The organism is Chroococcidiopsis cubana SAG 39.79, from assembly GCF_003991895.1.
In the GTDB taxonomy this organism is placed as follows: domain Bacteria; phylum Cyanobacteriota; class Cyanobacteriia; order Cyanobacteriales; family Chroococcidiopsidaceae; genus Chroococcidiopsis; species Chroococcidiopsis thermalis.
The window spans coordinates 104,196-126,636 of record NZ_RSCK01000009.1 but is presented as its reverse complement, the minus strand read 5'-3'; the positions used below and the strand labels follow the sequence as shown (position 1 = coordinate 126,636).

Genomic DNA, 22,441 nt, shown 5'->3' with positions numbered 1-22,441 from the left:
GTTTACTGCTGAGGTTGTGAATTTGTTTGCGCGCACCCGCCTCTACGACTCTTATTCTCCATCAGATCGCAATGCAGGCTCTAATATCTACTGTCCTAAACCAGCTAAATACCCAAAGATGCCGTGACCAGTCAATACTTCCATTGCAATCAAAGCCACAAAACCAATTGCTGCTAAACGCCCGTTGAGTAGTTCTGCGTACTCGGTAAAACCAATGCGAGGGGTCTCATCTACATACATTTTGGGTTCGACTGCGAAATTGTTGAGCTTTTCGCCTTCGCCAGGTGAAGTAATATATCCAGAGCGTGTCATGAGGTTGTTTTTGTCTATTTGTTACTTTGTCTTAAATAAACTTAACAAACTTTATTAAGTTTTGCAACATTTATGAACGAGAAACACACTGTATTTGTCTGTACAACCTGCGCCAGTACTTGGCAGGACGGTAAACGAGTGGGAGTGAGTGGTGGTCAAATCTTGTTCGATCGCTTAACCCAACTTTATGAAGAGTGGCAACTCGCACCAGAATTTTCTTTACAAGCGGTGGAGTGCATGAGTGCGTGTAACTCTCCCTGCGTTGTGACGTTTGCGGCAGCAGGAAAGTGTACTTACGTATTTGGGACACTACCAGCTGAAGATAGCGCTGCTGCCATACTCGAGTGCGCTAGCAAGTATCATGCTAAGAACGACGGTCTGCTGCCTTGGTCGGAGCGACCGGAACCACTGAAAAAAGGTATTGTGGCGCGAGTTCCGCCCATGAGTAGTTGAATTCTCAGGCTGGTTTCACCCCAGCCAAAGCGCCACTACCTACCCCTCATTTACAAATTAACAATTGATTTTGTAGTCAAAACTACAGTTGAAATGCGATCGATATTCTATTTGGTAAGGTAATTCAATATTGACGACAGACAAACTGCGATCGCTAAAAAGTAGCAAGTCGGAAGAACTTCTGACTTACGACTTACGACTTTCCCCCTTACCCCTACCCTTTCTATTGTGCGATTCGACAATTACGAACCAGGAGACTTTTACGACGAGCTATTCGTCACTAAAGACAAACCTCGTGCGGAGGCAATTCCACTGCTAGAAAGAATTAATTCTCTACCAGCTGGAGAATTACAACGGCGACATCAAGCAGCGCAAATTGCTTTGATGAACATGGGAGTCACCTTTAATGTCTACAGTGAGGGTGAAGGTACAGAAAGGATTTTTCCCTTTGACATCATTCCTCGCATTGTCTCAGCCGAAGAATGGCAGTCTCTAGAAAAGGGACTGAAGCAACGGATCTTTGCCCTGAACTTGTTTATCAACGATATTTATAACGAGCAGAAAATTATCAGAGATAGCGTGATTCCGAGCGAGTTAATCGAATCGGCTACGGGATTTTTAAAGCCTTGTATTGGACTAAAACCGCCTGGTGGGATCTGGTGTCATATTACCGGAACAGACCTAGTGCGCGATCGCGATGGTCGTTGGTACGTGCTAGAAGATAACATGCGCTGTCCTTCTGGCGTTTCTTACGTGCTGGAAAATCGTCGCGTCATGAAAAGCACTTTTCCCAAAGTCTTTGAGTCGATGACAATTCAGCCCGTTGAGGAATATCCCAGTCATTTACTAGAAACCCTACTCAACCTGGCTCCTCCTCAACTCTACGATCCAACGGTAGTTGTTTTAACACCAGGAATTTATAACTCAGCTTACTTCGAGCATTCCTTCTTGGCACAGCAGATGGGTGTGGAGTTGGTAGAAGGACGAGATTTGGTAGTGGCGGATGGCTACCTACAAATGCGGACTACCAAAGGCTTAAAGCGCGTTGATGCCGTTTATCGCCGGATTGACGACGATTTTATCGATCCTTTAGCATTTCGCCCCGATTCTTTATTAGGCGTACCTGGACTGATGGAAGTCTATCGTGCGGGTAGAGTGGGGCTGGCTAACGCACTAGGAACTGGTGTAGCTGATGATAAAGTCATCTATGCATACGTTCCAGCGATGATCCGCTACTATTTGGGCGAAGAACCGATTTTATCTAACGTTCCTACATACCTCTGTTGGGAACCTAATCAACAGGCTCATGTTTTGGCAAATCTCGATAAGTTAGTTGTCAAAGCAGCGAATGAATCTGGTGGCTACGGAATGCTCATTGGTTCTTCTGCCACCCCAGAACAACGCCAAGAATTTGCCGAAAAAATTAAGGCTAGTCCGCGCAACTACATTGCCCAACCAACTTTGTGTTTGTCTCGCGTGCCAACCATTCTAGAAGACCAATTTGAAGGCTGTCACGTAGACTTGCGACCGTATATCCTCTACGGCAAAGAAATTTACGTCAATCCAGGTGGACTAACCCGCGTTGCCCTCAGAAGAGGTTCTCTAGTAGTCAACTCCTCCCAAGGTGGAGGGAGTAAAGATACTTGGGTGGTATGTAAATGAGTGGATAGTGGCTGGTGGCTAGTGGCTAGATGAAGAATTCAGCTACTAGCCACCGATCGCTGATAACTGATAACTGATAACCGATTATGCTAAGCAGAGTTGCTGATTCAATTTACTGGTTAAACCGCTATGTAGAAAGGGCAGAAAATGTTGCCCGTTTTATTGATGTTAATTTAACTCTATTGTTGGATGCTCCTACTGGAGAAGCGCAGCAGTGGAAACCTTTGATTTTAACTACAGGAGATTTATCATTATTTCAAGAACGCTACGGTGAAGCGACAGCAGAAAATGTGATTCAGTTCTTAACGTTCGATCGCGAATATTCTAATTCGATCGCTTCTTGCTTGTTTGCTGCTAGAGAGAACGCGCGATCGATCCGTGAAATTATTTCCTCGGAAATGTGGGAACGGGTAAATGCATTTTATTTCCTAGTCAAGGAAGCGGCTCAATCTCATACCGTTCCTGAATGGTCGAATTTTTTTGCTGAAGTCAAGCTAGCCAGTCACTTGTTTGCTGGGGTGATGAATGCAACCATGACGCACAATGAAGGTTGGCATTTCGGACAAATTGGACGTTTGTTAGAACGAGCTGATAAAACTGCTCGAATTTTAGATGTAAAATACTATATTTTGCTACCTTCAGCTAAAGATGTGGGGACGACTCTAGACCAGTTGCAATGGATAGCATTGCTAAAATCTGCGAGTGCTTACGAGATGTATCGTAAATGGGGACGACATCGCATTGCGCCTACAGCTGTAGCGGAATTTTTGATTCTCAACCGCGAATTTCCTCGTTCGATTCAATTTTGCTTACTCCAAGCAGAGCAATCGCTACATCAAATTACTGGAACTCCCATCGGTACTTGGCAAAATCCCGCCGAACGCGCCCTCGGTCGATCGCGATCGGAATTGGAATACATCACAATTGAGGAAATTGTCAATATTGGACTGCATGAATTTCTCGATCGCATTCAGCATCAAATTAACGATGTGGGTGACAAGATTTTTACGACTTTTGTAGCGGTCGATCCTGTTTAAGCGCGTAGTGAGTCGTAGAGTTGAATTTTTGGTATAAACCTCGGCAAGCGCGATCGCCTCGCTCCTCACTTCTCGCCATTACCAATACTATTCAAATCGTAAAAGGATCGATCGCGTATCTGTGCCACTGCTTTTGATATCGTTCGGTAACAAAAGGACGGATGACAAATTTGGGAGGACAACCATCTTGTACGTCAATTCGCAAACAAGTGTAGGGGCGACGTTTTTCGGTAGCATAACCGTTGCGACCGACAAACAGATGCGATCGCGCTACTAACCTTTCTTCCGCCTCTCCTTCCATTAGATCTGTCCCCTCTTGGCGCTGGCGGCGCAAGCTGTAACCGCTTCCACCACAAACAATCCAATTGATATTGGAGTCAGCGTGTCCCGTGTCCATAGTTTTTAGGTATTCTAAACAGTGGGCGTGACCGTTTAAAACTAGATCGACAATTGGACGACCTTGGGGAAGAGAACCCACAGCCTCAGCGACTCCGTTGAGGACGTTACGCAAGCGATCGCGCACTGCTAAAGTTTGCGCTTGATGCCATTTTGTCGCCTCAGTCACGTAAGGGGGATGATGGAAGTACAGCACCCTACCCCGTACCTCATCTGTATGCCACGATTCAATTAATCGCTGTTGCAACCAATCGAGTTGTTCGGTGTCGGTGACAACTGCTTTGTTAATAGCTAATTGCTTTTCGATATCGACAATAATTTCCTCAATCTGCGACAGTTTGACTTGCAAATCGTCTAGTTGTTCTGCATCGTCGGGATCGTCGGGATTCAGTTTATCCGATGCGTCAAGAATTTGTAGCTTTTCTTGTTCTAGGCGATCGCGGCGCTGTATTAACTGCTGACGACGTGCTTCTCCCTCTGGGGTGGTTGATAGTGGGATCGGGTCGTTAAACGTGTTGGAATCTAAAGCAAAGAAATCAATTCCGCCATAGCGAAAAGTATAGTAACGATTGGGCAAGCGCGTGAAATGCCCGGGTTCGTAGCGCAAGCAATAACCCGTATCTGTTTTCGCCGTGTAGTGTCTATTTAAGTGATTATCTAATTCGCCAGGTAGTCTCAACGCTTTGAGATAATCTAAAAATGCTCGTGCATAAGCATCACCCTGTTTCGATCCGTGCCAACCTACATCAAAGTCTCTTCTAAATTTAAGCAGACGGCGCACGGGTAATGTCGTCAAAGAGATTGCGCCAAATAATAATGGCAAATTGTAATAATCGTGATTTCCCAGAACCGGGAGGATGGGTCGGCTAAAAGTCATTTGGTCGTAGGCGATCGCTTTGGGATTTTCGCCACCGACTAAAAACTCTCGATAAGGCTTGATGAAATTATCCAGATAAAACTCGCTCGATCCAACTAGATAAATGACATCGCCCGTATGTAGCATAAAACTACTGTCGGCAAGATGCGGCTGCAATAGTCCAGCTACCTCGCGTTGGGGATTATTATATCGGTGCGAACCAGTGCCAGTATCGCCGATAACTAAAAACGAAAACTCTGGATCGTCCGCTCGATAGTCTTCCAGCACTAGCCGAGTTTGGTCAATTCCTCGTCGTTGAATGACAGGATCTTGCCACCGGACTCGTTCCTTCATTCTGCTAATTTTGTCAGCGATCGCGGGATCGGACACGAGTTTCAAGGCTACTTACCTCTAGATGCTCAACTGCAAACCACAATAATCGTAATTGTAGGTCTAGTTATAGGGCATCTATCAATATGGGAATTTGGTAAATTGAGGTCATTGATGCTGACGGACAGGTAAAAGTTATCCCCTTAAATGTTCCTGCCAATGCGTTGTCGGGAATTCTGCATCGTGAGGGAATGAAAGCAGCAACGATCGAGGAAATGGAGCAAGCGATCGCACCTGGGTACGAGTGATTGGACTTGATATGAATGTCTTGCTTCGCTAACACGGGATGACGAAAGCCAGTGGCAACAAGCTTGTGAGGTAATAGAAAGCAGGCAACTGTGCTTTATCGCCAACATTGTACTGTGCGAATTAGTGTGGGTTTTGCGAGGCAACCCCTATAAATTTGGTAGAGAGGAAATTCTTAATACCTTATACCATTTCACTAAAACTATGCTATAGAAGATCCCCCCTAGCCCCCCTTGATAAGGGGGGTTAGGGGGATCTCTTTTGTCGTAGTCAAAGAGTAAATTGGTATTATGCGATCGCTCATTCCTATAGCTCCGGTAACAGGGGACGACTATTAACGTTTCCCGCATAGTTTTCGTACAGTGTCTTAACGTTATGTATGTCCTGTTAGCTGAGCAACATTGACAGGATTCATCCCTGAATCCAAAGCATGGCTGACCAAGGTGTGGCGAGTTGTGTATGGCTTGCGATAGTCAATCTGTAAGTGGGATAGTATTTTCTTCCAAGCGCGAGTTCTAAAGTTCTGGTCTTCTATAGCTTTACCTGGAGGAGAGACGAAAACTAAACCTTCTGGATCTGGGTTTGCAGGTCTACGCGCTAGTAGCATTTTCTGTAGTTTAGGAGTGAGGTTGATAGTTCTATCCTTATTACTTTTGGTAGGTCTACGATTGCCTCGGCTCAGAATTTCACCAATCCAGACAATGGAACAGTCATCTGTGAGGTGCTTCCATCGCAGTCCAATCGCCTCCCCAGTTCGGACTCCCGTACCAAACAAGAACTCGACATAGTCGGTGTAATGCGAGTAATAATGGTCTGTCCTAAACGCCTGGACGATCGCCTTAATTTCCTCTTTGCTAAACGGCTTGGGTTTCTGCTTCGGTGGTACTTTGATCCGCTTAGCAACTTCAGTCCAGGGGTTGTTAGACGCGATCGCATTTTTGGCGATCGCCCAATTCCAACAAGCCTTTAATTCTTCTAACCTCCGCTTGCATTGGTTTGGTGCTAAACCTTCGTCATTTAGATGCCGAGCAAAGCCTTCAGAGTTAGAGCTAGTAACTGATTCGGCGGCTACATCCTTAAAAAAGCATTTTAGATAGACAAGGGTAGCTCGATACTTCTCCATTGTTTTAGGTGTGACATCTTTAGCTTTTTGTTCCATGAAGCGTTCAAACAGCTTGGTAACGCTAATACTTTGATGTTGTTGGTACTCCGGTTTATATTTCCTTAAGCTTGGATCGAAGTTACCAGTCGCCATGTCGCCTTCTATTTGTCTGGCTTTTTGTTCGGCAACCACTCGATTAATCTTGCTATCGGGCAACCCAACATACAAAAAGTAACGTTTGCCGTAGTAGCTCCAACACAAACGCAGCCTGTCTTTGAACACCTGGACTGAAACCGTCCCCTTGGGTGCTTTCCTTCTTTGTTGAGATTGCGATTGAGATAACGATTGAGATAAGTGTGGGAGTTCGCTCGTCTTCTCGACAGCATTCCTAATGCTTGACATAAGGGCAATACATCTAAATTTTGTATCTCATTGTTATCTCAATTTTTGATATAAACAAGACCTAAAATGCCCCAAACTAGCACCCTTATTGAGAATGAACTAGGGATGCTACAGCTCCTCACAAACGCGAAAACCCTCTCCAATAGAGGGTTTTGACTAAAGCCCGTGATGAGGATTGAACTCATGACCTCACCCTTACCAAGGGTGTGCTCTACCACTGAGCTACACGGGCAAATTTATTCTTTTTGTGGATATGGGCCGAGCTGGATTTGAACCAGCGTAGGCATAGCCAACGGATTTACAGTCCGCCCCCATTAACCGCTCGGGCATCGACCCATTGAATCCACCGATTCACTATAGTAACATGAGTTATCTGAGATGACAAGGCTTATGTAAGCAATTCTCCAGTTTCTTGCAAAGAATGCAGACGGTGGTAAATTCCGGCGTGGTTTAATAGCTCTGTGTGGCTGCCAACTTCCGCAATCCTACCGCGATCGAGGACGACAATTTTATCTGCTTCCCGCACTGTACTGAGACGGTGGGCGATAATGATGGTAGTGCGAGTACCGAGAATCGAGCGCATGGCTAGCTGAATCGATCTCTCTGATTCGTAATCCAGGCTAGAGGTAGCCTCGTCAAAAATTAGAATATCTGGGTTTACTAACAATGCTCTAGCAATTCCTAATCGCTGTCTCTGTCCGCCAGATAAGCGCACGCCCCTCTCACCTACTACAGTAAAATATCTTTCAGGTAACTGCGCGATAACTTCATCTAAACGGGCGATCGCACAGGCTTGTTCTACTTCCTCAAAACTAGCACTACGATTGCCATAAATTAGGTTATCTATCAAACTACCATTGAATACGTCCACCTCTTGATGCACGATCGCCAATCGTCTGCGGTAAGCGGCAATATCAAATTGCCGAATATCTCGTCCATCTAGCAAGATGCGTCCTGCGTTTGGTTCAAAATAGCGATACAGTAGTTTAACCAAAGTAGATTTGCCCGAACCCGATCGCCCTACTAATGCTACTGTTTGATAAGGTTCGATCGACAAGTCAATCTCTTTCAATACCGGACGTAGCGGATCGTAGCCGAAAGTAACGCTAGCTAACTCCAATTTACCGGTAAAACGATATTGAGTTACATCAGATGAAGTCTCTAGACTGCCAGCATCTTTACCTATGGGGTGTTGCATAAACTCATGCAGTCGCATCATAGAAGCATACCGACGGGCAAAAATTTCGGCAAAGTTGCTAATCGGTTCTAACTCTGCATAAGCCATACTAGAAACAGTCAAAGTCGTGATAAAATGTCCGAGCGAAATTTGTCCTTGAATTGTGGATTTGAGCGTTAATCCCAATACGCCAAAAACGCATAATTGAATGACAGTTTTTTGCCAAGTTCCTAGTTTTACATAACCTAAATGGATGCGAAATAGTACGACCTTTAACTCGCGATTGAGGCGCTGATGCTGGCGTTTTAGTTCTAAACCCTCGGTGGCAAAAGCTTTGACTGTTTTAATGTTAGTGATAATTTCTGAAGTTCGACTTTCGGTATTTTCCATGTACCGATCGAGTCGTTCTTCTTGTTTAATCAACCGGGTTAAATCTTTGAGACTAAAACCGAGAATAACGATAAACGAAATTAGAAATAAAACAGCAATACGCCACTCAATAAACCAAATCACTACAAAAATTCCCAGAACGCGAAACAGTTTAGGAATTAACTGTCCGGCTATCTCTGGATATGTCCAAGTATGATTGCTTAATCCTCTGGCGACTCGACCGGAGATTCTACCTGGGTTATTTACATCGTAAAATTCTAACGGCAGAGTCAGAATTTTAGCAATCGCTTTTCGCGTGTGATACTGACGCGATCTCAAGGCTATATCCCAGTGAAACCAACCACTTAACCACATTTGCGTTGGACCTTTGCCAACAGTGACGACAAAAATCACACCCATCAGGACGATTAAAGATAGAAAGCGATCGCGTGGCAAATGAGTCAGTTGAGAAATGGCAGCGATTGCTTCTTGGATGGGACGATCTAAGGGGTGGTTAGACAGTACGTTTAAAATCTGTCCGATTGCATAAGGAACTACTAAATCGACAATCTCGAAAAAACAGGCTGCGGCAATGCTAAACAGGGCGATTGTCCGCCAGGGACGATAATATTTGAATAAGTCTTGAAATTTCGCCATAATGCTTGGGAGCCGAACTCTTTAGCACGGTGCTACTGGGAAACTTATACTACACTATACTACAAAAGTTAAGTTGTGGCGATCGAGCGGCAATGTTACAGGTTTGTTAAGTCAAATTGAGACTTGCTCGAAGTCAACATTGCTCCCAGTCAATATTGTGTTAGTCTACTAAAAGAAAAGTAGATTCGGTGGTAGTGTTTGTTCAATTATTCACAAGCGCCTCTCCGGAAGTACTTCGACAACACAGTGAGGGACGCAATGTCAGTATACGTAGGAAATTTGTCTTATCAAGTCGCAGAAGAAGAACTCAGCAAAGTATTTAGCGAATATGGCACCGTAAAGCGGGTGCAACTACCCACCGATAGAGAAACTGGTCGTCCGCGCGGTTTCGCTTTTGTAGAAATGGAAACAGAAGCAGCGGAAGCAGCAGCGATAGAAGCTTTAGACGGTGCTGAGTGGATGGGCAGAGAACTTAAGGTCAATAAGGCTAGACCGCGCGAAGAAAAGAGCCGTGGTGGTAGCTGGGGAAATAATCGCGGCGGTGGTGGCGGTGGTTACTCGCGCAATCGCTACTAAATTCCTTTGAGACGAAAGTAGACAGTTACAATTAGAGCAGAATTTCCAATTTCGATCGAATGCATTAGCATTTCCGACAGAACTTGCTACTGTAATTTAGCTGGATAGCTTGAAGTTCAACGTTAGTCTTGCACTCACTGTCAGGAGTGTACCAGTTTGAACGGGCAATTTAGCACAAACTCTTTTCAGAGGAAGTGCAATTGCCCGATCGTCAACGCAAGTTTAGGAGGAAATACGATGACCCAAGTGGTTGTGGGTGAAAATGAAAATATAGAATCGGCATTACGTAGGTTTAAGCGTCAAGTCTCGAAGGCTGGAATTTTCCCAGATTTAAGACGGCTGCGCCACTTTGAAACTCCAATTGAAAAGCGCAAGCGCAAAGCGATCGCCAGACGACGTAAGAGAAGCCGCTTTTAAAGATCGGTTTGTGGGGAAAATTCCAAGCGGTAGCGATAGAGAGCAACGGGGCGATCGCCCGCTTTAAAGTAATCTGGATCTTGAGCAGACAGATAAACAGCCGTAAACTGGTCGGCGACAATTTTAACAGTAGAATTGGGTACGTAGTGATATGCGGTTGTCGATTCTACTTGGTTGAAATAGGGACGCACCCTATTACCGCGAAATTGCTGCCCGAATATTTCTGTAGTAACATATCCATTCTCTGCTGTCACTTCTGTAGTACGACCAGTCACAATTGAAATGAGTTGGCGATCGCCTTGTAATAAGGTAATCTGACGGTTGGGCGAGTCTGGATCGACTTTTACTGCTTTCACGGTGCGATCGCCCAGATATGCTCTTGCTAGACTTAGACCATTAAAAGCTCGATCTGCTACCACAGCCGATTTTACCTTCACAGGCTGGGGAATTAACTTTGAGGGCTGTCCGAGTAAGTTTTGTTTGATAAATTTGACTTGAAACTGGACTGATTGGTTCAAATAACGCCGATTACCTTCAAATCCAGGGGTAGTAATCTCTGGGGCTAAAGGAGCAATCAAATCAACTAAAGTACTTTTTACCATCCAAGTTCCTGCCATCCACTCTGGATAGACTAAATCGCCAGATGCAACCTGTACCGTAGGCTTATTATCCCACTTAGGAAAGGTTGCAATGCGATCGCTTAATTGTCCGGCATTAGCTTCACCTATCCAGAATAAGAATAAGACTAGAGTTAGGGATAGCAGCAAAATTTTTTTCACGAGAAAGTTTTTCAACACTTATAAACTTTCAACTGGTACGGGTTCCCATGCTTCACCGTACTTTTCTCGTAAGGAATGCCAAGTTTCTACCTGTCCAGGTTCGTATTCTCCTGGTTTGCCCCATTGTAGAAATAAACTCAAAGCAGGCTGATTTTGTTTGTCTAATAATCGAATTGCATATGTTGTAAAATTACCTCGTTTCGCTTCCCCAGTCTCAAACTTAACTTGCTGAATTTCATCCATATTCAAGTGAAATTCAAAGTCTTCGGCGTGCATATTTGCATATTTTCCTTTGGGTAATTCAGCATAAAACAGCTTTTGTAACTTACTGCGGACTTCTAAAACACCCGCGCTGCTAGTGACAATGATCCGCAGCGTGGAGAGGCTTTCGCAGGCTTCCAAGAATTCTTTTAGTGTGGCAGACATGAGGAGATAAGGAACTAAGGCTGTTATTTGTCAATTTCTAACAGTGTTGCTAGAGAAAGTTTCTGACGCAGATCTAACATTTCTGCTAAAGATCTACTACAAGGAGAGTATACATCATTTTCTGGTACTGAATTCGATTCAGTTTCAGAAGGGGAGATATCTTCTACTGAAGATAATTCCGATCTCTGATGAAAAACAATATTTTCAAAGATAAGATTTTTCTCTTCTGGTGTTAGTTCTAGCGTCTCTAAAAAGTGTTCTTTTCCATCGTCTAATGAATCTTCTTCTATCAAAATAGTAAATTCGTCTGTTTCTGAATAGATATTTAACTTCGATTCTGTCTCCATAGAAGATTCTACCCAAGTCGGTTTCGGTTCTGAAAGTTTGAGAGAGGAAAGACTGAGAATTGATTCTCGCAATGGCGAAAATTGTTGCTGAGGAGAAGAGTGAAATTGTAAGAAAAATTGAGACAAGTCCGACGATGACTTAGACAAACGCTTGGCGATCGCAACTCCACCTACAGCAGCCCCCAGAGTAACTGCACCTAGCAACCACGAAGACAAAGAATTATCAGACGATGCAGGTGAAGAATTTGAAGTATTTACAGGAGTTATAGATGTCGTTCCAGTTTCTTCTTTCAGAACGCCAATCTGAAATATACTCGTGATAGAAGAGTAAATAGCGAATAATAAAAAAGCACTAACTCCAAGCAAAACCCACCTTGGATGGCGCTGAATCAGTTCTCGAAAAAAATAAGAATTAGCTACTTTTTTTCGTTCGTTTTGCTTTTTAACTCTTTTAATTTCATCGTCTGAAGCAAGAGGCTTAGTAATAGTATGTTGCGAATTATTTTGATACTGCATTAGAAAAAGTAAGTAGCTAGTGGAACTAGTGGCTGGTGGCTAGATAACTTGTACAGACGTTACAGGTAAGGTCTGTACACTGATAACCGTTAACTGTTTCTTTCTAAAGCTAATTGAATTAATCGATCGACTAATTCTGGAAAAGGAATACCACTTTTTTCCCACATCATGGGATACATACTAGTCGCAGTAAACCCAGGGATGGTATTAATTTCATTGATTAAGACTTCGCCGCTTTCGGTATAGAAAAAGTCTACTCTAGCCAATCCCGCAGCATCGACAGCTGCGAAAGCTTCGAGAGACATTTGCTGAATTTGAGCGGCAACAGCTTCTGGAATGGCGGCGGGAATTATAATATCTGCCATCCCTGCACTGTATTTGGTTTCGTAATCATAAAAATCGCTTTGGTAAGTAATTTCGCCCACTACTGAGGCTTTGGGTTCATCATTACCTAAAACCGCACATTCTAGCTCTCTTGCAACCACACCAGCTTCGACAATTATACGGCGATCGTAGCTAGCAGCGTTGTCGAGAGCAGTTTCTAATTCCGATCGCGATCGCACTTTACTAATTCCAACTGAAGAACCTAAGTTAGCAGGCTTGACAAAACAGGGATAACCCACAGTTTCTTCAATGCGATCGCAAAGTTTGGGGAATACGCACGGATTTGACCAGATTTGAGAACGATTGACGGCGACGTACTTTACCTGCGGTAATCCCGCTTGGGCAAATGCCATTTTCATCGCGATTTTATCCATTCCCAGCGCCGAACCCAAAACACCAGAACCAACAAAGGGGACTTGCATTAATTTCAGCAGTCCTTGCACCGTCCCATCTTCTCCATTAGGTCCATGTAAGATTGGAAACCAGACATCGACAGATGCAACTTGGGGTAAAGAAGCTGGGATGCAATCGAGCATTTTTGCATCGTGGAAGTTGTCTAGTTGGCTGCTATTTTTCATCTCCTCATCTTCCCATCCGCCTAAGTGAGACTGAGAAGCAACAGAATCAGCCGTTGTGAGTATAGGAACCCCCGACTCTAAAACCTTGTGAGATGCTTGTCCTGCCAGCCAGCGCCCGTCTTTCTGGATATAAAATGGTAGTAGCTCGTACTTATTTCGGTTTTCTCCGGTTGAGATGGCTTTAGCGATCGCCCTTGCCGAATTAATTGACACCTCATGTTCCCCAGATCGTCCACCGAATAACAGTCCTACCTTCATTTTTTTATCCTCTCAGCCTCTAGACACTATTAATGCGCAATAGCCTATCACAACTGGGGAAAGAGTGGTAATCGGTAATTGGTAGTTGGTAGTTGGTAGTTGGGTGGTACTTGAAAAGATGTCACTGATAATCGATCGCCGATAACTGATGGCTGATAACTAAGTATAGGTGTAAGCACGATCTGTGTCAGGCTTTTAAAATCTATACAGAACTTCATACCTGAACTTTATAACTTGGGAGAATGGCATGGAATTGCGATCGCTTGGGACATCGGAGATTAAAATTACTCCCGTGATTATGGGAACCTGGCAAGCTGGTAAGGCTATGTGGGTAGGAATAGAGGATGCCGAAACTATTAAAGCGATCCGGGCAGCATTTGAGGCTGGGATTACGACTGTAGATACGGCGGAAGTTTACGGAAAAGGGCATTCAGAACAAATCGTTGCACAAGCCCTCTCTGACGTGCGCGATCGCGTGGTTTATGCAACGAAGGTATTTTCCAATCATTTAAAACACGACCAAGTTATCGAAGCGTGCGAGCGATCGCTGCAAAATCTCAATACAGATTATATCGATCTCTACCAAATTCACTGGCCCTCTGGTTCGTATAAAAGTGAAGTCGTACCGATAGAAGAGACGATGAGTGCTTTAAATACATTGAAACAGCAGGGTAAAATTCGGGCGATCGGCGTTTCTAATTTTTCCCGTACCCAACTAGCAGAAGCAGCCCAATACGGGCGGATCGATAGCGTTCAACCACCTTATTCTCTGTTTTGGCGTTGGGCAGAAAAAGATCTCACGCCTTATTGCGTAGAAAATAATATTTCTATCCTCGCCTACTCTCCTTTAGCGCAAGGGTTGCTGACAGGAAAATTCGGACCCGAACACAAATTTCATCCCGACGATCATCGCAACAAGAATCGGTTGTTTCAGGGAGAAAATTACGTGCGGGCGCAACAAGCTTTAGATCGACTGCGCCCAATTGCCGAGAAACATCAAGTCTCGTTAGCTAATTTAGCGATCGCTTGGTTAATTGCCCAACCGCAAACCAATGCGATCGTTGGGGCGAGAAACACCGAACAAGCCGTTGCTAATGCTAAAGCCGCAGATGTCTATCTCTCGCCGGAAGAGTTGTAGGAAATTGACGCGATCGGCAAAAGCGTCACCGATCGTTTAGATGAAAACCCTGTGATGTGGAATTTTGATGTTTAAATGGTTGATAGTTGATGGTCAAAGATTGGCAGTTAATTGTTAACTGTTAAGCTGTCACACATTTAACTTGCATTATGAGTGCAATCAAATCGCCTGCTACGAGCGGGCTTAAACATTTTGACTTTTAACTTTTAACTTTTGACTTGCTGAGCGTTACCTAATATTGCGAGAACTTGGAGAAATTTCACAACTTTTTAATTTTAGTAAATAGTAGGTTGTGGTAAGAAGATAGCAGTGCTAGTTTTAGATACATAGGACACAAACAAAAACAAAAAACAAATCTATACGGGCAATGACCTAGTGTCCCCTGTCAAAAGCCCACTTGCGATCGCTCAAGCATAGACCAATAGGTAAATCACTCAAGAGTGAAGGTAGCCAACCTACGGTCTGGAAAGACGCAACTATGCTAGAGATCCAAGAGTTGTTCACCTTAGTTGTTGTGCATTAATTGAGTCTGCTTTGAACGAATTAAATCCAACCGACGTTGTAGGGGTCTAGCAGCACTAGCTAGACCCCAAAAAGTTTTTACGCGATTGGTGTAGAGACGTTACATGTAACGTCTCTACATGTAACGTCTCTACACTTACGCCGCAACATGTTTTTCAACGGCAGAAACTAAAGTCTCCGTCCAATGGTGAGTGAGTTCGCTACAGGCAGCTTCGACCATGACGCGGATTACGGGTTCCGTACCGGAGGCGCGGACGAGGATGCGACCGCGATCGCCCATTGCGGCTTCGGCTTGCGCGATCGTCTTTTGTAAGGGTTCGCACTGTTGCCAATTCATGCGGCGATCGCGATTTTCAACTCGCACGTTGCGTAATAGTTGCGGATAAGTTTGAAAGCTTTGGTCTACTAATTGGGTTAAAGAGACTCCTGCCTGTCTAACCAATGCAGCTAAGTGGAGGGCAGTTAATAAACCATCTCCAGCAATACCATAGTGACGGCAAAGGATATGTCCTGACTGTTCTCCGCCTAACATACCTCCAGTTCGTACCATTTCTGCTTGTACGTATTGGTCGCCTACAGCCGTCCGAATCAGTTTACCACCTTGCTTTTGCCACGCCCGCTCGAAACCCAAGTTTGCCATGACAGTAGAAATAATCAAGTTATCTGGCAATTTTTGCGCTTGTCGCAAGGTTTGACCCCATAAGTAAAGGATGTAATCGCCATCTACAGGTCTACCTTGACAATCGACTGCTAGCACTCGGTCGGCATCCCCATCAAAGGCAAATCCCAGGTGGGCTGAATTTTGGTTAACGGCTGTTTTCAGCAGTCCGAGGTGAGTGGAACCGCAGTTGACGTTAATGCGATCGCCATCGGGTCGATCGTGCAAACAAATTACCTCTGCACCTAGATCGCGGAACAAACTCGGTGCTAATCCAACTGCTGCCCCCCAAGCCAGGTCTAACACGACACGCATTCCACTAAAATCGCCATGATTGGGCGATAGCGGCACTTTTAAAGATTCGACGTATTTCTGAACTAACTCCGGTCGCCGAACATAATATCCCTGACCTTGAATAGAGGTGGGTACTGCCTTTCCTCTGATCCCTGCTTCAATTGCTTCTTGTAAGGGTTGAGAAAGTTTAGCGCCATTGCTGCCAAAAATTTTAATTCCATTGTCTTCTGGAGGGTTGTGGCTGGCGGAGATCATAACTCCACCTGCGGCATTGCTAGCACTAGTGAGATAGGCAACGCCAGGAGTCGGACATAGACCGATATGCCAAACATCTAGTCCCGCAGCTACAAGACCTTGAGATAAGGCAGTTGCTAGCATTTCACTCGAATTTCTGGAGTCTTGCCCCACGATAACCGGACTGAGATCGTTGTCTGTCTGCTGCTGTAAAACTTGACCCGTCCAGAAACCTACCTGCCAAGCCAAAGCTTCATCGAGTAAATCTCCTACTCGTCCCCGAATGCCGTCTGTACCAAATAAAGCGGTAGCGGGAAGATCGAGTTGCGAGTTGCTATTTGATAGTATATTTGTTTTATTTTGGCGATCGCGTTTATAATTTTGCTTTAGCATATTAAACTATTGACTCCTAACTCCTCACGTAATACCCACGTTTGGAGAATAACACTTCCTTAAAAATTTCGGTAGATTTTTGTAAAACAAAAATATTTTTAGTATTTTCTTAGTACTACGTTAGTAGACTTTCATTCGCAATCCTACTATCTTCTGAGTGCAGCAAGAGCGATAGAAGGTGTAATTTTATTCAAAATTTAAATTTGTTTGCTTAAATTTGCCTGCAAGCAGCGCTATATCCCCAAAGCCGTTAGTAGCGGTTGAAATTCCTCCCAAGTCAGCCCCTGCTGAATGTACTGAGGAGACTGAGGATTGTAGGGACTGGCGACGCGATCGATCGCCACAATCCTCGCCGTATCTGGAATGACTGGAACGTCTGGATCGAAGGCTGTAGGACTGGTTAACGAACTGGAGAAACCTTTGAAGATCGCAATGCGATCGCCAACACCGTCAATCTCCACAGTGACGATCAAAACCTCTTGTTTGGCGATCGCCGAATATTTTTCCAGTCGTTTTCCCGCAGAATCTATCATTGTCTGACTGCAAATCGTCCTTGTTTACCTAGTTTAAGGAAAACAAAATAGATTAAGTACAAGACGTAAACAACTAAACCCATGCCACCAATAAAGCCGAGGAAACCTGCTTGCGTGTTTGGATGAAAGATATCTTTATAAACTAAAGGCACTTCCAGCCAAGCTTGACACAACGGATCTTGCAAGAACGTATCTGAAAAGGCACACTGCAAACTCGGTAATTGAGCGATCGCGCCGATAATACAGTAAAGCGTCACCGCCCAGCGCCAAGCATTGAAGCTGAGTTTCAAAGCACTACCTGGCAGGTCTTCAATTTCTTCGTTGAGATCGATCCAAAACCAGAGAGATAGTGGAATGAGAATGCGTGACATCAATCCCGCAATGAATCCAACTTGAAACGGTGCGATAGACACGTACAATGCGATCGCTAGCAAACTCGCCACCCGCCAGTAAATTGCCAGCAGGTGTTGCATAGGTTCTACTTTCCGCACGAACGCCCAGATAATTAAAACTAATGGTGCTATGACGGTAAATAACAGCGCCAAACGAAAATCCATCCAAATGAAAGGTCGAAACCAAATATCGCTTTGCATATATCGGAGGCTAGAGATCGAGGACTAAGGTTTGTGTATTCAACCACCGATAACAATAATAATTGCTAATCGCAAAGTGCCAATGATTTAATGAAAAATAGCAACAAAGGATACAGAAAAGTTATCCTTGTTGCCATCTAAGTTAATGTTCGGTAATGCTAACTCGAACTTTATTCGTCGTAAACGCGGCATTCAGCAGCATCAGGATTTTCATCGCAGTACATTTCTAGAGAATTTTTGGGCTTGACCTGCCGTTTGTGGGAAGCCTCAGCTTGTAATTCTTCTACTGTGTCCCAAGCTACTGCGCAATCAGCAGAATCTTCACCGCTGGTTTCACAAGCTTGCCTGGCTTGCTCTCTTGCTTGTTCGATTTGATCTTGGATGTTGCTCATAGATATTAAGTAGTCCAGTATTCCTCTTCTCAGTATAGAAAACCTTCGCAATTGTCAAAAGCGATTGTCAAAGGTTTTTTCGGCGATTGTGATGTAAAGCGATCTTTAACTCGCTCTAGTTGGCTGTAGCAAACGAACAGGGCAGTCACTTATCATTGAATACAAGCAACTACAATCATATTCTTTCACCGATCGTACAATCTAACCTCTGCGTTTAGATCGGACAAAAGGAAGAAATACCTACAAGTCTAGATGCAACAATAGACTATGCAGCTCATTAAACCTGCTGGTAATGAATAGTAGACCCAATCCTTTTCTGTCCCTCGACTACGAACCTGCTTTAGAATCTCTCGGCGACGATTATTTTGATGAAGTTAGCGCCGCCGAATTTCCGCAACATATTTTGCGCTATCGTAGCGATCGCCTGTTACCTCAAATTGGACTAGATCCCGCAGCAGTAAAGGATATAGATTTTATCGAGGCTTTTGGTAAATTTCAAGGACGAGAACCTTTACTAGCATTGCGCTACCACGGCTATCAGTTTGGCGAATATAATCCGTTTTTGGGTGATGGGAGGGGTTTTCTCTACGGTCAAGTGCGTGGTGTAGACGGCGAACTCTACGATTTTGGCACAAAAGGGAGTGGCACAACTCCTTATTCCCGTGGCGGCGATGGTAGGTTAACTCTTAAGGGAGGGGTGCGGGAAGTTTTAGCAGCAGAAGCTTTGCATTACATGGGTGTGCGGACTTCTCGCTGTTTCAGTTTAGTCGAGACGGGGGAACAACTGTGGCGCGGTGACGAACCTTCCCCGACGCGATCTTCGGTAATGGTAAGATTTAGCCGATCGCACATTCGTTTTGGGACGTTTGAACGCTTGCACTATCTCAAACGTGCAGATTTAATTAAGAAACTTGTAGACCACGCGATCGAATATTACTATCCACACATTTGGGGTAAATCTGATGCTTATGCCCTATTTTATGCCGAGCTAGTCCAGCGAGTGGCGGAATTAACTGCTCAGTGGATGGCGGCTGGATTTTGTCATGGGGTCTTGAATACGGATAATATGTCGATTACGGGTGAAAGTTTTGATTACGGTCCCTATGCTTTCATTCCTACTTACGATCCGCTATTTACTGCGGCTTATTTTGACTATTCAGGGCGTTATTGTTACGGACAACAGCCAAATATTTGTCAGTGGAATTTGGCAATGCTTCAGAAGCCGTTAAAAGCGGTTATTGATGCGAACGATCTGGAAGCTGGATTAGCAAAATTTGATGAATGTTATGCGATCGCCTATCGAAGTTTGATGCTACAAAAGTTGGGGTTGGTTGCGACAAATTCATCTGAATTAGATCGGTTGTTGCAATTGACGGTGAGTTTGCTTAAAGAGACTCAGATTTCTTACCATCATTTCTTTATTCAATTGACTGAAAGCTTTTCGCCTAGTTGGCGCGAGGATGTGAATTCAATTCTGTTTTTGGTGGATGTCTTACCGTTAGATTACTGGGATGAATGGCGAAGACTTTATCATCAGGTTTTAGGTCAACTTTCTCGGGAAGAGATGGATAATGTTTCTCGGAGATTGCAAGAAGTTAATCCTAATGTTGCTTTGCTAAGACCAGTTATAGAATCGGTTTGGGAGGCGATTATAAATGAGGATGATTGGCAGCCTTTTTACGATTTGGTAAGGCAGATTCAAGGAGGGCAGTAAGGTCTTTTTTTGTGTCGCGCAAAGACAAGGACACTTACGTGCGGGGGTATCCCCCGTTGAGGAAAGTGTCCGCGCAAAGACGCAAAGTAAAGACACAAAGAGATTTCTAATATTTTATGGAATTCTATCGCGTACAGTAATACGACCGACTTCTAATCCTTCAATGAAAACAACTATTTCGTCAGATAAGCTGTAGTCTTGGCGTTGTTGATATGTTGGTTTTATTGTTGAGGTTGTAGGCTGTGTATAAACTTCTACTTTTTGTTCGGGAAGATTAACAAGCCAGTAAAATAAAATGCCTGCACGCGCATAAAGGCGTTTTTTAGAATTGCGATCGCGCTCTAAAGTAGAGTCTGCAACTTCTATAACTAATGCTACATCTTTTGCACCTGGATGGCGATCGAGATAATCGCGAGTATTACCTTTAACAACTACGACATCAGGCTCAGGTTCGCTGTCATCCAGAGTAATAGGTTCTTGTGCATCTACATACCACCCCTCCGGTACAATCTGTTCTAGGGCGTTGCGAGTTAGTTTTGTTGTCGCGCGGTGTAAGGGGTTTTTTGGCATTTTTCGGACTATCCACCCTTCTAATAATTCCACAGGATCGTCCTTAGTTAAAATGCCAAGATGAATCATTTGATGATATTGCTCGACACTGAAGCGCCATACTGGTTCAGTTGGCACGATCGGAGGTTGCTCGAAGTTTAGGACGCTAGATGAAAGAAAGGTAGACACGAGTTTATCTACTACTGGATTTTTATATTTTATCGTAACATTTTTAGTTAGAGATGTGATGGCAAATTTTCAGTATTCTATTTTTGTTTGATTATTGTAGCTTGTATTCCTTCGTTTGCTAAAATCTCTTTTAACCATTGCATCTCAATTAGAGTCCCCTTTATGAGGATATTAGAATAGTTTTCTAACATTTTTTTTACTTCTACAATTGATAGATTCAGAGCTTGACGTAATATTTTGATTGCTTTGACTTTACTGACCTCTAATTTCTCGATTACGAGAATCCACTCACCTTGTTCGGATAAAATACTCTGTCAGATTTCATCTGGTGGAAAACCGGTATCGTCTGATTCTACTGCTGCCCCACAAAATGAACAAGTAGATGAAGTAAACCATCTAAGACAGAGGTTAACTACTGCTTGTCCTACTTTTATGTCGATTGGTTTTTGGCAGTCATAACAGAAACTCTTTATTCCGATCGAGTTTTTTTCATCCGCCTAATTCACTTATTTTCTTCTCTGTGTCTGCTTTGTAAGACGCTGCTGAAATGCATTTAACAAGTAATTATACTGCACTACATTCGTATCATCAAAAGCTTCTTCTCTAGTTGCAGCTAAATCTAAATACTCTATCGGTAAACCAAATTGCTCTGCTGTAAGATCGTAGCGCATCCTATTTATGTAGTTATAGAAATGCCAGCTTTCACCAACTCTAGTTTTAAGTAATTGACCACCATAGCAATCTTGAATAACAAGAGCAGTCACGCTACATTGTCCTTTTGTAGGATTGTCTTGAGTATAGAGAGAGCTTGATTCTCGCGACCAACATTTTTTCAGCAGATGTGTAATTAATTTCTCGTTCATAGCAATTAATACCATTGAATTAACTCGGATGACCTGGACGATAAATCTTGCCAATAGACCGATCGCAATTAATTTCTATCACTAAATCTAATCGCTGGGAGTCTTGAATTAGGGGTTTAATAAATAAATCTGGGTGAAGCGATTTCCAAAAATATTCTACAAATTGCTCGATTTGTAAATCTGTCATTCCTGTTTTACCTGTTGCTATCATTTGATGTTCGGCATCTTTACGCCACTGTTGGCTGAGACGATAATCAACTGGGTAAAGAATTATTAATCGGTCTAGTTTGTCCCATAAAGGTAAATACTCTTGCAATCGAGTATTCATATAGATCGCGAATTGCCGATCTTCGTAAGTATTAATCGGCGGCGGTGGACGATCGAAATTGCTCGGCTCGATCGGTCGAACTCCTACAAACCAACCTTCAAATAAAACAATATCAGCACCATTCACAATTTCAGGCGTACCGCGATCGCCCGCACCATGCCAAGCTGATTTATCAAAACGGGGAATTTCAATGGGTGAATGGGGATCGGATTGGCGCAATCGATCCAAAACCTGCAAACCTAATTGAATATCGTGAGTTCCTGGTGGACCTCGCCAAATGAAACGCGGGTCTTGCTGTTGTAAAGCTAGGCGATCGCTATAAGTCTTGTACAAATCATCAAGGGATAAATTCAGAGTTCGATAACCCAAATGTCCTAAAATTAGACTAAGGATTTTTGCTAGAGTCGTCTTCCCCGTCCCTTGTCCGCCCAAAATGCCTTGAATTAAAGTACGCGACTGCGCCTGACGGTAGGAGGCTATCTGCATAGCCAAGGGTAGCCACAAACCCCGTAGCGTCTCCTCTAACTGCTGTGGTGGTTTGTGAAGGGTGTTTTGACAAAAATGCTCGAAAGTCGGGTAAAAAGAGCGTAAAAGCTGCGATTGGTCATTGGTCATTGGTCATTGGTCATTGGTTGATGGTTGATGGTGAGTGGCTAGACTCTTTTCTAGTCACTGGTTCCACTAACCACTAGCCACTAGTC

22 protein-coding genes, 2 tRNA genes and 1 pseudogene are annotated in these 22,441 nt (G+C 43.9%); 7 read left to right on the top strand and 18 right to left on the bottom strand.

From position 1 onward, the window contains the following. Positions 1-87: 87 nt before the first annotated feature. Positions 88-312 carry a hypothetical protein gene (locus tag DSM107010_RS08565; protein WP_015155559.1) on the bottom strand — a complete coding sequence of 75 codons (225 nt, stop codon included), beginning with the start codon at positions 310-312 and terminating at the stop codon, positions 88-90. Positions 313-384: 72 nt separating this feature from the next. Between DSM107010_RS08565 and DSM107010_RS08560 the strand changes: the two genes are divergently transcribed. The 3 genes from DSM107010_RS08560 (at position 385) to DSM107010_RS08550 (ending at position 3,464) form a co-directional block, all read left to right on the top strand. Continuing rightward, positions 385-765, top strand: coding sequence for a DUF1636 family protein (locus DSM107010_RS08560; RefSeq protein WP_015155558.1), 381 nt, complete (start codon positions 385-387; stop codon positions 763-765). Between the two features lie 228 nt (positions 766-993). Continuing rightward, on the top strand, positions 994-2,427 hold the full coding sequence (locus DSM107010_RS08555; protein WP_127022763.1) for a circularly permuted type 2 ATP-grasp protein: 1,434 nt from the start codon (positions 994-996) through the stop codon (positions 2,425-2,427). 86 nt (positions 2,428-2,513) lie between these two features. Continuing rightward, positions 2,514-3,464 carry an alpha-E domain-containing protein gene (locus tag DSM107010_RS08550; protein WP_015155556.1) on the top strand — a complete coding sequence of 317 codons (951 nt, stop codon included), beginning with the start codon at positions 2,514-2,516 and terminating at the stop codon, positions 3,462-3,464. Between the two features lie 91 nt (positions 3,465-3,555). On the opposite strand, the gene DSM107010_RS08545 is transcribed toward DSM107010_RS08550, so the two are convergent. The 5 genes from DSM107010_RS08545 to DSM107010_RS08525 all read right to left on the bottom strand — a co-directional run bounded on the left by DSM107010_RS08545 (position 3,556) and on the right by DSM107010_RS08525 (position 9,059). After that, positions 3,556-5,115: a metallophosphoesterase family protein gene (locus DSM107010_RS08545; protein WP_106165917.1), complete on the bottom strand. Its 1,560-nt coding sequence runs from the start codon at positions 5,113-5,115 to the stop codon at positions 3,556-3,558. Positions 5,116-5,725: 610 nt separating this feature from the next. Further along, positions 5,726-6,856 carry a tyrosine-type recombinase/integrase gene (locus DSM107010_RS08540; RefSeq protein WP_199755447.1) on the bottom strand — a complete coding sequence of 377 codons (1,131 nt, stop codon included), beginning with the start codon at positions 6,854-6,856 and terminating at the stop codon, positions 5,726-5,728. Positions 6,857-7,016: 160 nt separating this feature from the next. Beyond that, positions 7,017-7,088 (bottom strand) — tRNA-Thr (locus tag DSM107010_RS08535). A gap of 22 nt (positions 7,089-7,110) precedes the next feature. Next, positions 7,111-7,192 (bottom strand) — tRNA-Tyr (locus tag DSM107010_RS08530). A gap of 52 nt (positions 7,193-7,244) precedes the next feature. Continuing rightward, positions 7,245-9,059, bottom strand: a complete 1,815-nt coding sequence (locus DSM107010_RS08525; RefSeq protein ID WP_127022760.1) for an ABC transporter ATP-binding protein — start codon at positions 9,057-9,059, stop codon at positions 7,245-7,247. Positions 9,060-9,317: 258 nt separating this feature from the next. On the opposite strand from DSM107010_RS08525, the gene DSM107010_RS08520 reads away from it, so the two are divergent. Both DSM107010_RS08520 and rpsU read left to right on the top strand, forming a co-directional pair. Continuing rightward, positions 9,318-9,635 (top strand): RNA recognition motif domain-containing protein, encoded by a 318-nt coding sequence (locus DSM107010_RS08520; protein ID WP_015155553.1) that lies wholly within the window; start codon positions 9,318-9,320, stop codon positions 9,633-9,635. A gap of 237 nt (positions 9,636-9,872) precedes the next feature. Then, positions 9,873-10,052, top strand: coding sequence for a 30S ribosomal protein S21 (gene rpsU / locus DSM107010_RS08515; RefSeq protein ID WP_015155552.1), 180 nt, complete (start codon positions 9,873-9,875; stop codon positions 10,050-10,052). On the opposite strand, the gene DSM107010_RS08510 is transcribed toward rpsU, so the two are convergent. The 5 genes from DSM107010_RS08510 to DSM107010_RS38255 all read right to left on the bottom strand — a co-directional run bounded on the left by DSM107010_RS08510 (position 10,049) and on the right by DSM107010_RS38255 (position 13,558). Beyond that, entirely contained in the window at positions 10,049-10,831 is a 783-nt protein-coding gene (locus DSM107010_RS08510; RefSeq protein ID WP_041463246.1) for a DUF6816 family protein, read from the bottom strand. The genes rpsU and DSM107010_RS08510 overlap by 4 nt on opposite strands. 18 nt (positions 10,832-10,849) lie before the next feature. After that, the gene (locus tag DSM107010_RS08505) at positions 10,850-11,257 is read right to left on the bottom strand and encodes a ChuX/HutX family heme-like substrate-binding protein (protein ID WP_015155550.1); all 408 of its coding nucleotides are present in this window, start codon (positions 11,255-11,257) and stop codon (positions 10,850-10,852) included. Positions 11,258-11,280: 23 nt separating this feature from the next. Further along, positions 11,281-12,120: a hypothetical protein gene (locus DSM107010_RS08500; protein WP_106165919.1), complete on the bottom strand. Its 840-nt coding sequence runs from the start codon at positions 12,118-12,120 to the stop codon at positions 11,281-11,283. 89 nt (positions 12,121-12,209) lie between these two features. Then, on the bottom strand, positions 12,210-13,340 hold the full coding sequence (locus tag DSM107010_RS08495; protein ID WP_015155548.1) for a D-alanine--D-alanine ligase family protein: 1,131 nt from the start codon (positions 13,338-13,340) through the stop codon (positions 12,210-12,212). Positions 13,341-13,387: 47 nt separating this feature from the next. After that, positions 13,388-13,558: a hypothetical protein gene (locus DSM107010_RS38255; RefSeq protein ID WP_158631755.1), complete on the bottom strand. Its 171-nt coding sequence runs from the start codon at positions 13,556-13,558 to the stop codon at positions 13,388-13,390. 29 nt (positions 13,559-13,587) lie between these two features. On the opposite strand from DSM107010_RS38255, the pseudogene DSM107010_RS08490 reads away from it, so the two are divergent. After that, positions 13,588-14,553, top strand: a pseudogene (locus DSM107010_RS08490) (aldo/keto reductase). A gap of 583 nt (positions 14,554-15,136) precedes the next feature. Here the strand turns inward: DSM107010_RS08490 and glmM are convergent. From glmM to DSM107010_RS08470, 4 genes are all read right to left on the bottom strand, one after another. Further along, complete coding sequence (gene glmM, locus DSM107010_RS08485; protein ID WP_015155546.1) at positions 15,137-16,579, bottom strand: phosphoglucosamine mutase; 1,443 nt, start codon at positions 16,577-16,579, stop codon at positions 15,137-15,139. 233 nt (positions 16,580-16,812) lie between these two features. Next, entirely contained in the window at positions 16,813-17,112 is a 300-nt protein-coding gene (locus tag DSM107010_RS08480; protein ID WP_015155545.1) for a DUF7734 family protein, read from the bottom strand. Next, entirely contained in the window at positions 17,109-17,705 is a 597-nt protein-coding gene (locus DSM107010_RS08475) for a DUF3177 family protein (protein WP_015155544.1), read from the bottom strand. The genes DSM107010_RS08480 and DSM107010_RS08475 overlap by 4 nt, the downstream gene beginning before the upstream one ends. A 170-nt stretch (positions 17,706-17,875) precedes the next feature. Then, a complete protein-coding gene (locus tag DSM107010_RS08470) occupies positions 17,876-18,097 on the bottom strand; it encodes a Calvin cycle protein CP12 (RefSeq protein WP_015155543.1) in 222 nt (73 codons plus the stop codon). A 292-nt stretch (positions 18,098-18,389) separates the two neighbouring features. On the opposite strand from DSM107010_RS08470, the gene DSM107010_RS08465 reads away from it, so the two are divergent. Further along, positions 18,390-19,811 carry a protein adenylyltransferase SelO gene (locus tag DSM107010_RS08465; RefSeq protein WP_106165920.1) on the top strand — a complete coding sequence of 474 codons (1,422 nt, stop codon included), beginning with the start codon at positions 18,390-18,392 and terminating at the stop codon, positions 19,809-19,811. A 114-nt stretch (positions 19,812-19,925) separates the two neighbouring features. Here the strand turns inward: DSM107010_RS08465 and DSM107010_RS08460 are convergent, their stop codons facing one another. The 3 genes from DSM107010_RS08460 to DSM107010_RS08450 all read right to left on the bottom strand — a co-directional run bounded on the left by DSM107010_RS08460 (position 19,926) and on the right by DSM107010_RS08450 (position 22,355). Continuing rightward, complete coding sequence (locus DSM107010_RS08460; protein WP_106165921.1) at positions 19,926-20,549, bottom strand: Uma2 family endonuclease; 624 nt, start codon at positions 20,547-20,549, stop codon at positions 19,926-19,928. A gap of 506 nt (positions 20,550-21,055) precedes the next feature. Then, positions 21,056-21,427, bottom strand: coding sequence for a YunG family protein (locus tag DSM107010_RS08455; RefSeq protein ID WP_106165922.1), 372 nt, complete (start codon positions 21,425-21,427; stop codon positions 21,056-21,058). 4 nt (positions 21,428-21,431) lie between these two features. Then, on the bottom strand, positions 21,432-22,355 hold the full coding sequence (locus DSM107010_RS08450) for a glycerate kinase (protein WP_106165923.1): 924 nt from the start codon (positions 22,353-22,355) through the stop codon (positions 21,432-21,434). Between the last annotated feature and the right edge of the window lie 86 nt (positions 22,356-22,441).

What these genes read in the sequence shown, in the direction of transcription:
- DSM107010_RS08480 (WP_015155545.1), bottom strand. Translation starts at nt 17,112, where the DNA reads ATGATAGATTCTGCGGGAAAACGACTGGAAAAATATTCGGCGATCGCC.
- glmM (WP_015155546.1), bottom strand. Translation starts at nt 16,579, where the DNA reads ATGCTAAAGCAAAATTATAAACGCGATCGCCAAAATAAAACAAATATA.
- DSM107010_RS38255 (WP_158631755.1), bottom strand. Translation starts at nt 13,558, where the DNA reads ATGAAGTTCTGTATAGATTTTAAAAGCCTGACACAGATCGTGCTTACA.
- DSM107010_RS08540 (WP_199755447.1), bottom strand. Translation starts at nt 6,856, where the DNA reads ATGTCAAGCATTAGGAATGCTGTCGAGAAGACGAGCGAACTCCCACAC.
- DSM107010_RS08505 (WP_015155550.1), bottom strand. Translation starts at nt 11,257, where the DNA reads ATGTCTGCCACACTAAAAGAATTCTTGGAAGCCTGCGAAAGCCTCTCC.
- DSM107010_RS08560 (WP_015155558.1), top strand. Translation starts at nt 385, where the DNA reads ATGAACGAGAAACACACTGTATTTGTCTGTACAACCTGCGCCAGTACT.
- DSM107010_RS08520 (WP_015155553.1), top strand. Translation starts at nt 9,318, where the DNA reads ATGTCAGTATACGTAGGAAATTTGTCTTATCAAGTCGCAGAAGAAGAA.
- DSM107010_RS08450 (WP_106165923.1), bottom strand. Translation starts at nt 22,355, where the DNA reads ATGACCAATGACCAATCGCAGCTTTTACGCTCTTTTTACCCGACTTTC.
- DSM107010_RS08455 (WP_106165922.1), bottom strand. Translation starts at nt 21,427, where the DNA reads ATGGTATTAATTGCTATGAACGAGAAATTAATTACACATCTGCTGAAA.
- DSM107010_RS08550 (WP_015155556.1), top strand. Translation starts at nt 2,514, where the DNA reads ATGCTAAGCAGAGTTGCTGATTCAATTTACTGGTTAAACCGCTATGTA.
- DSM107010_RS08465 (WP_106165920.1), top strand. Translation starts at nt 18,390, where the DNA reads ATGAATAGTAGACCCAATCCTTTTCTGTCCCTCGACTACGAACCTGCT.
- DSM107010_RS08565 (WP_015155559.1), bottom strand. Translation starts at nt 312, where the DNA reads ATGACACGCTCTGGATATATTACTTCACCTGGCGAAGGCGAAAAGCTC.
- DSM107010_RS08470 (WP_015155543.1), bottom strand. Translation starts at nt 18,097, where the DNA reads ATGAGCAACATCCAAGATCAAATCGAACAAGCAAGAGAGCAAGCCAGG.
- DSM107010_RS08475 (WP_015155544.1), bottom strand. Translation starts at nt 17,705, where the DNA reads ATGCAAAGCGATATTTGGTTTCGACCTTTCATTTGGATGGATTTTCGT.
- DSM107010_RS08500 (WP_106165919.1), bottom strand. Translation starts at nt 12,120, where the DNA reads ATGCAGTATCAAAATAATTCGCAACATACTATTACTAAGCCTCTTGCT.
- DSM107010_RS08495 (WP_015155548.1), bottom strand. Translation starts at nt 13,340, where the DNA reads ATGAAGGTAGGACTGTTATTCGGTGGACGATCTGGGGAACATGAGGTG.
- DSM107010_RS08525 (WP_127022760.1), bottom strand. Translation starts at nt 9,059, where the DNA reads ATGGCGAAATTTCAAGACTTATTCAAATATTATCGTCCCTGGCGGACA.
- rpsU (WP_015155552.1), top strand. Translation starts at nt 9,873, where the DNA reads ATGACCCAAGTGGTTGTGGGTGAAAATGAAAATATAGAATCGGCATTA.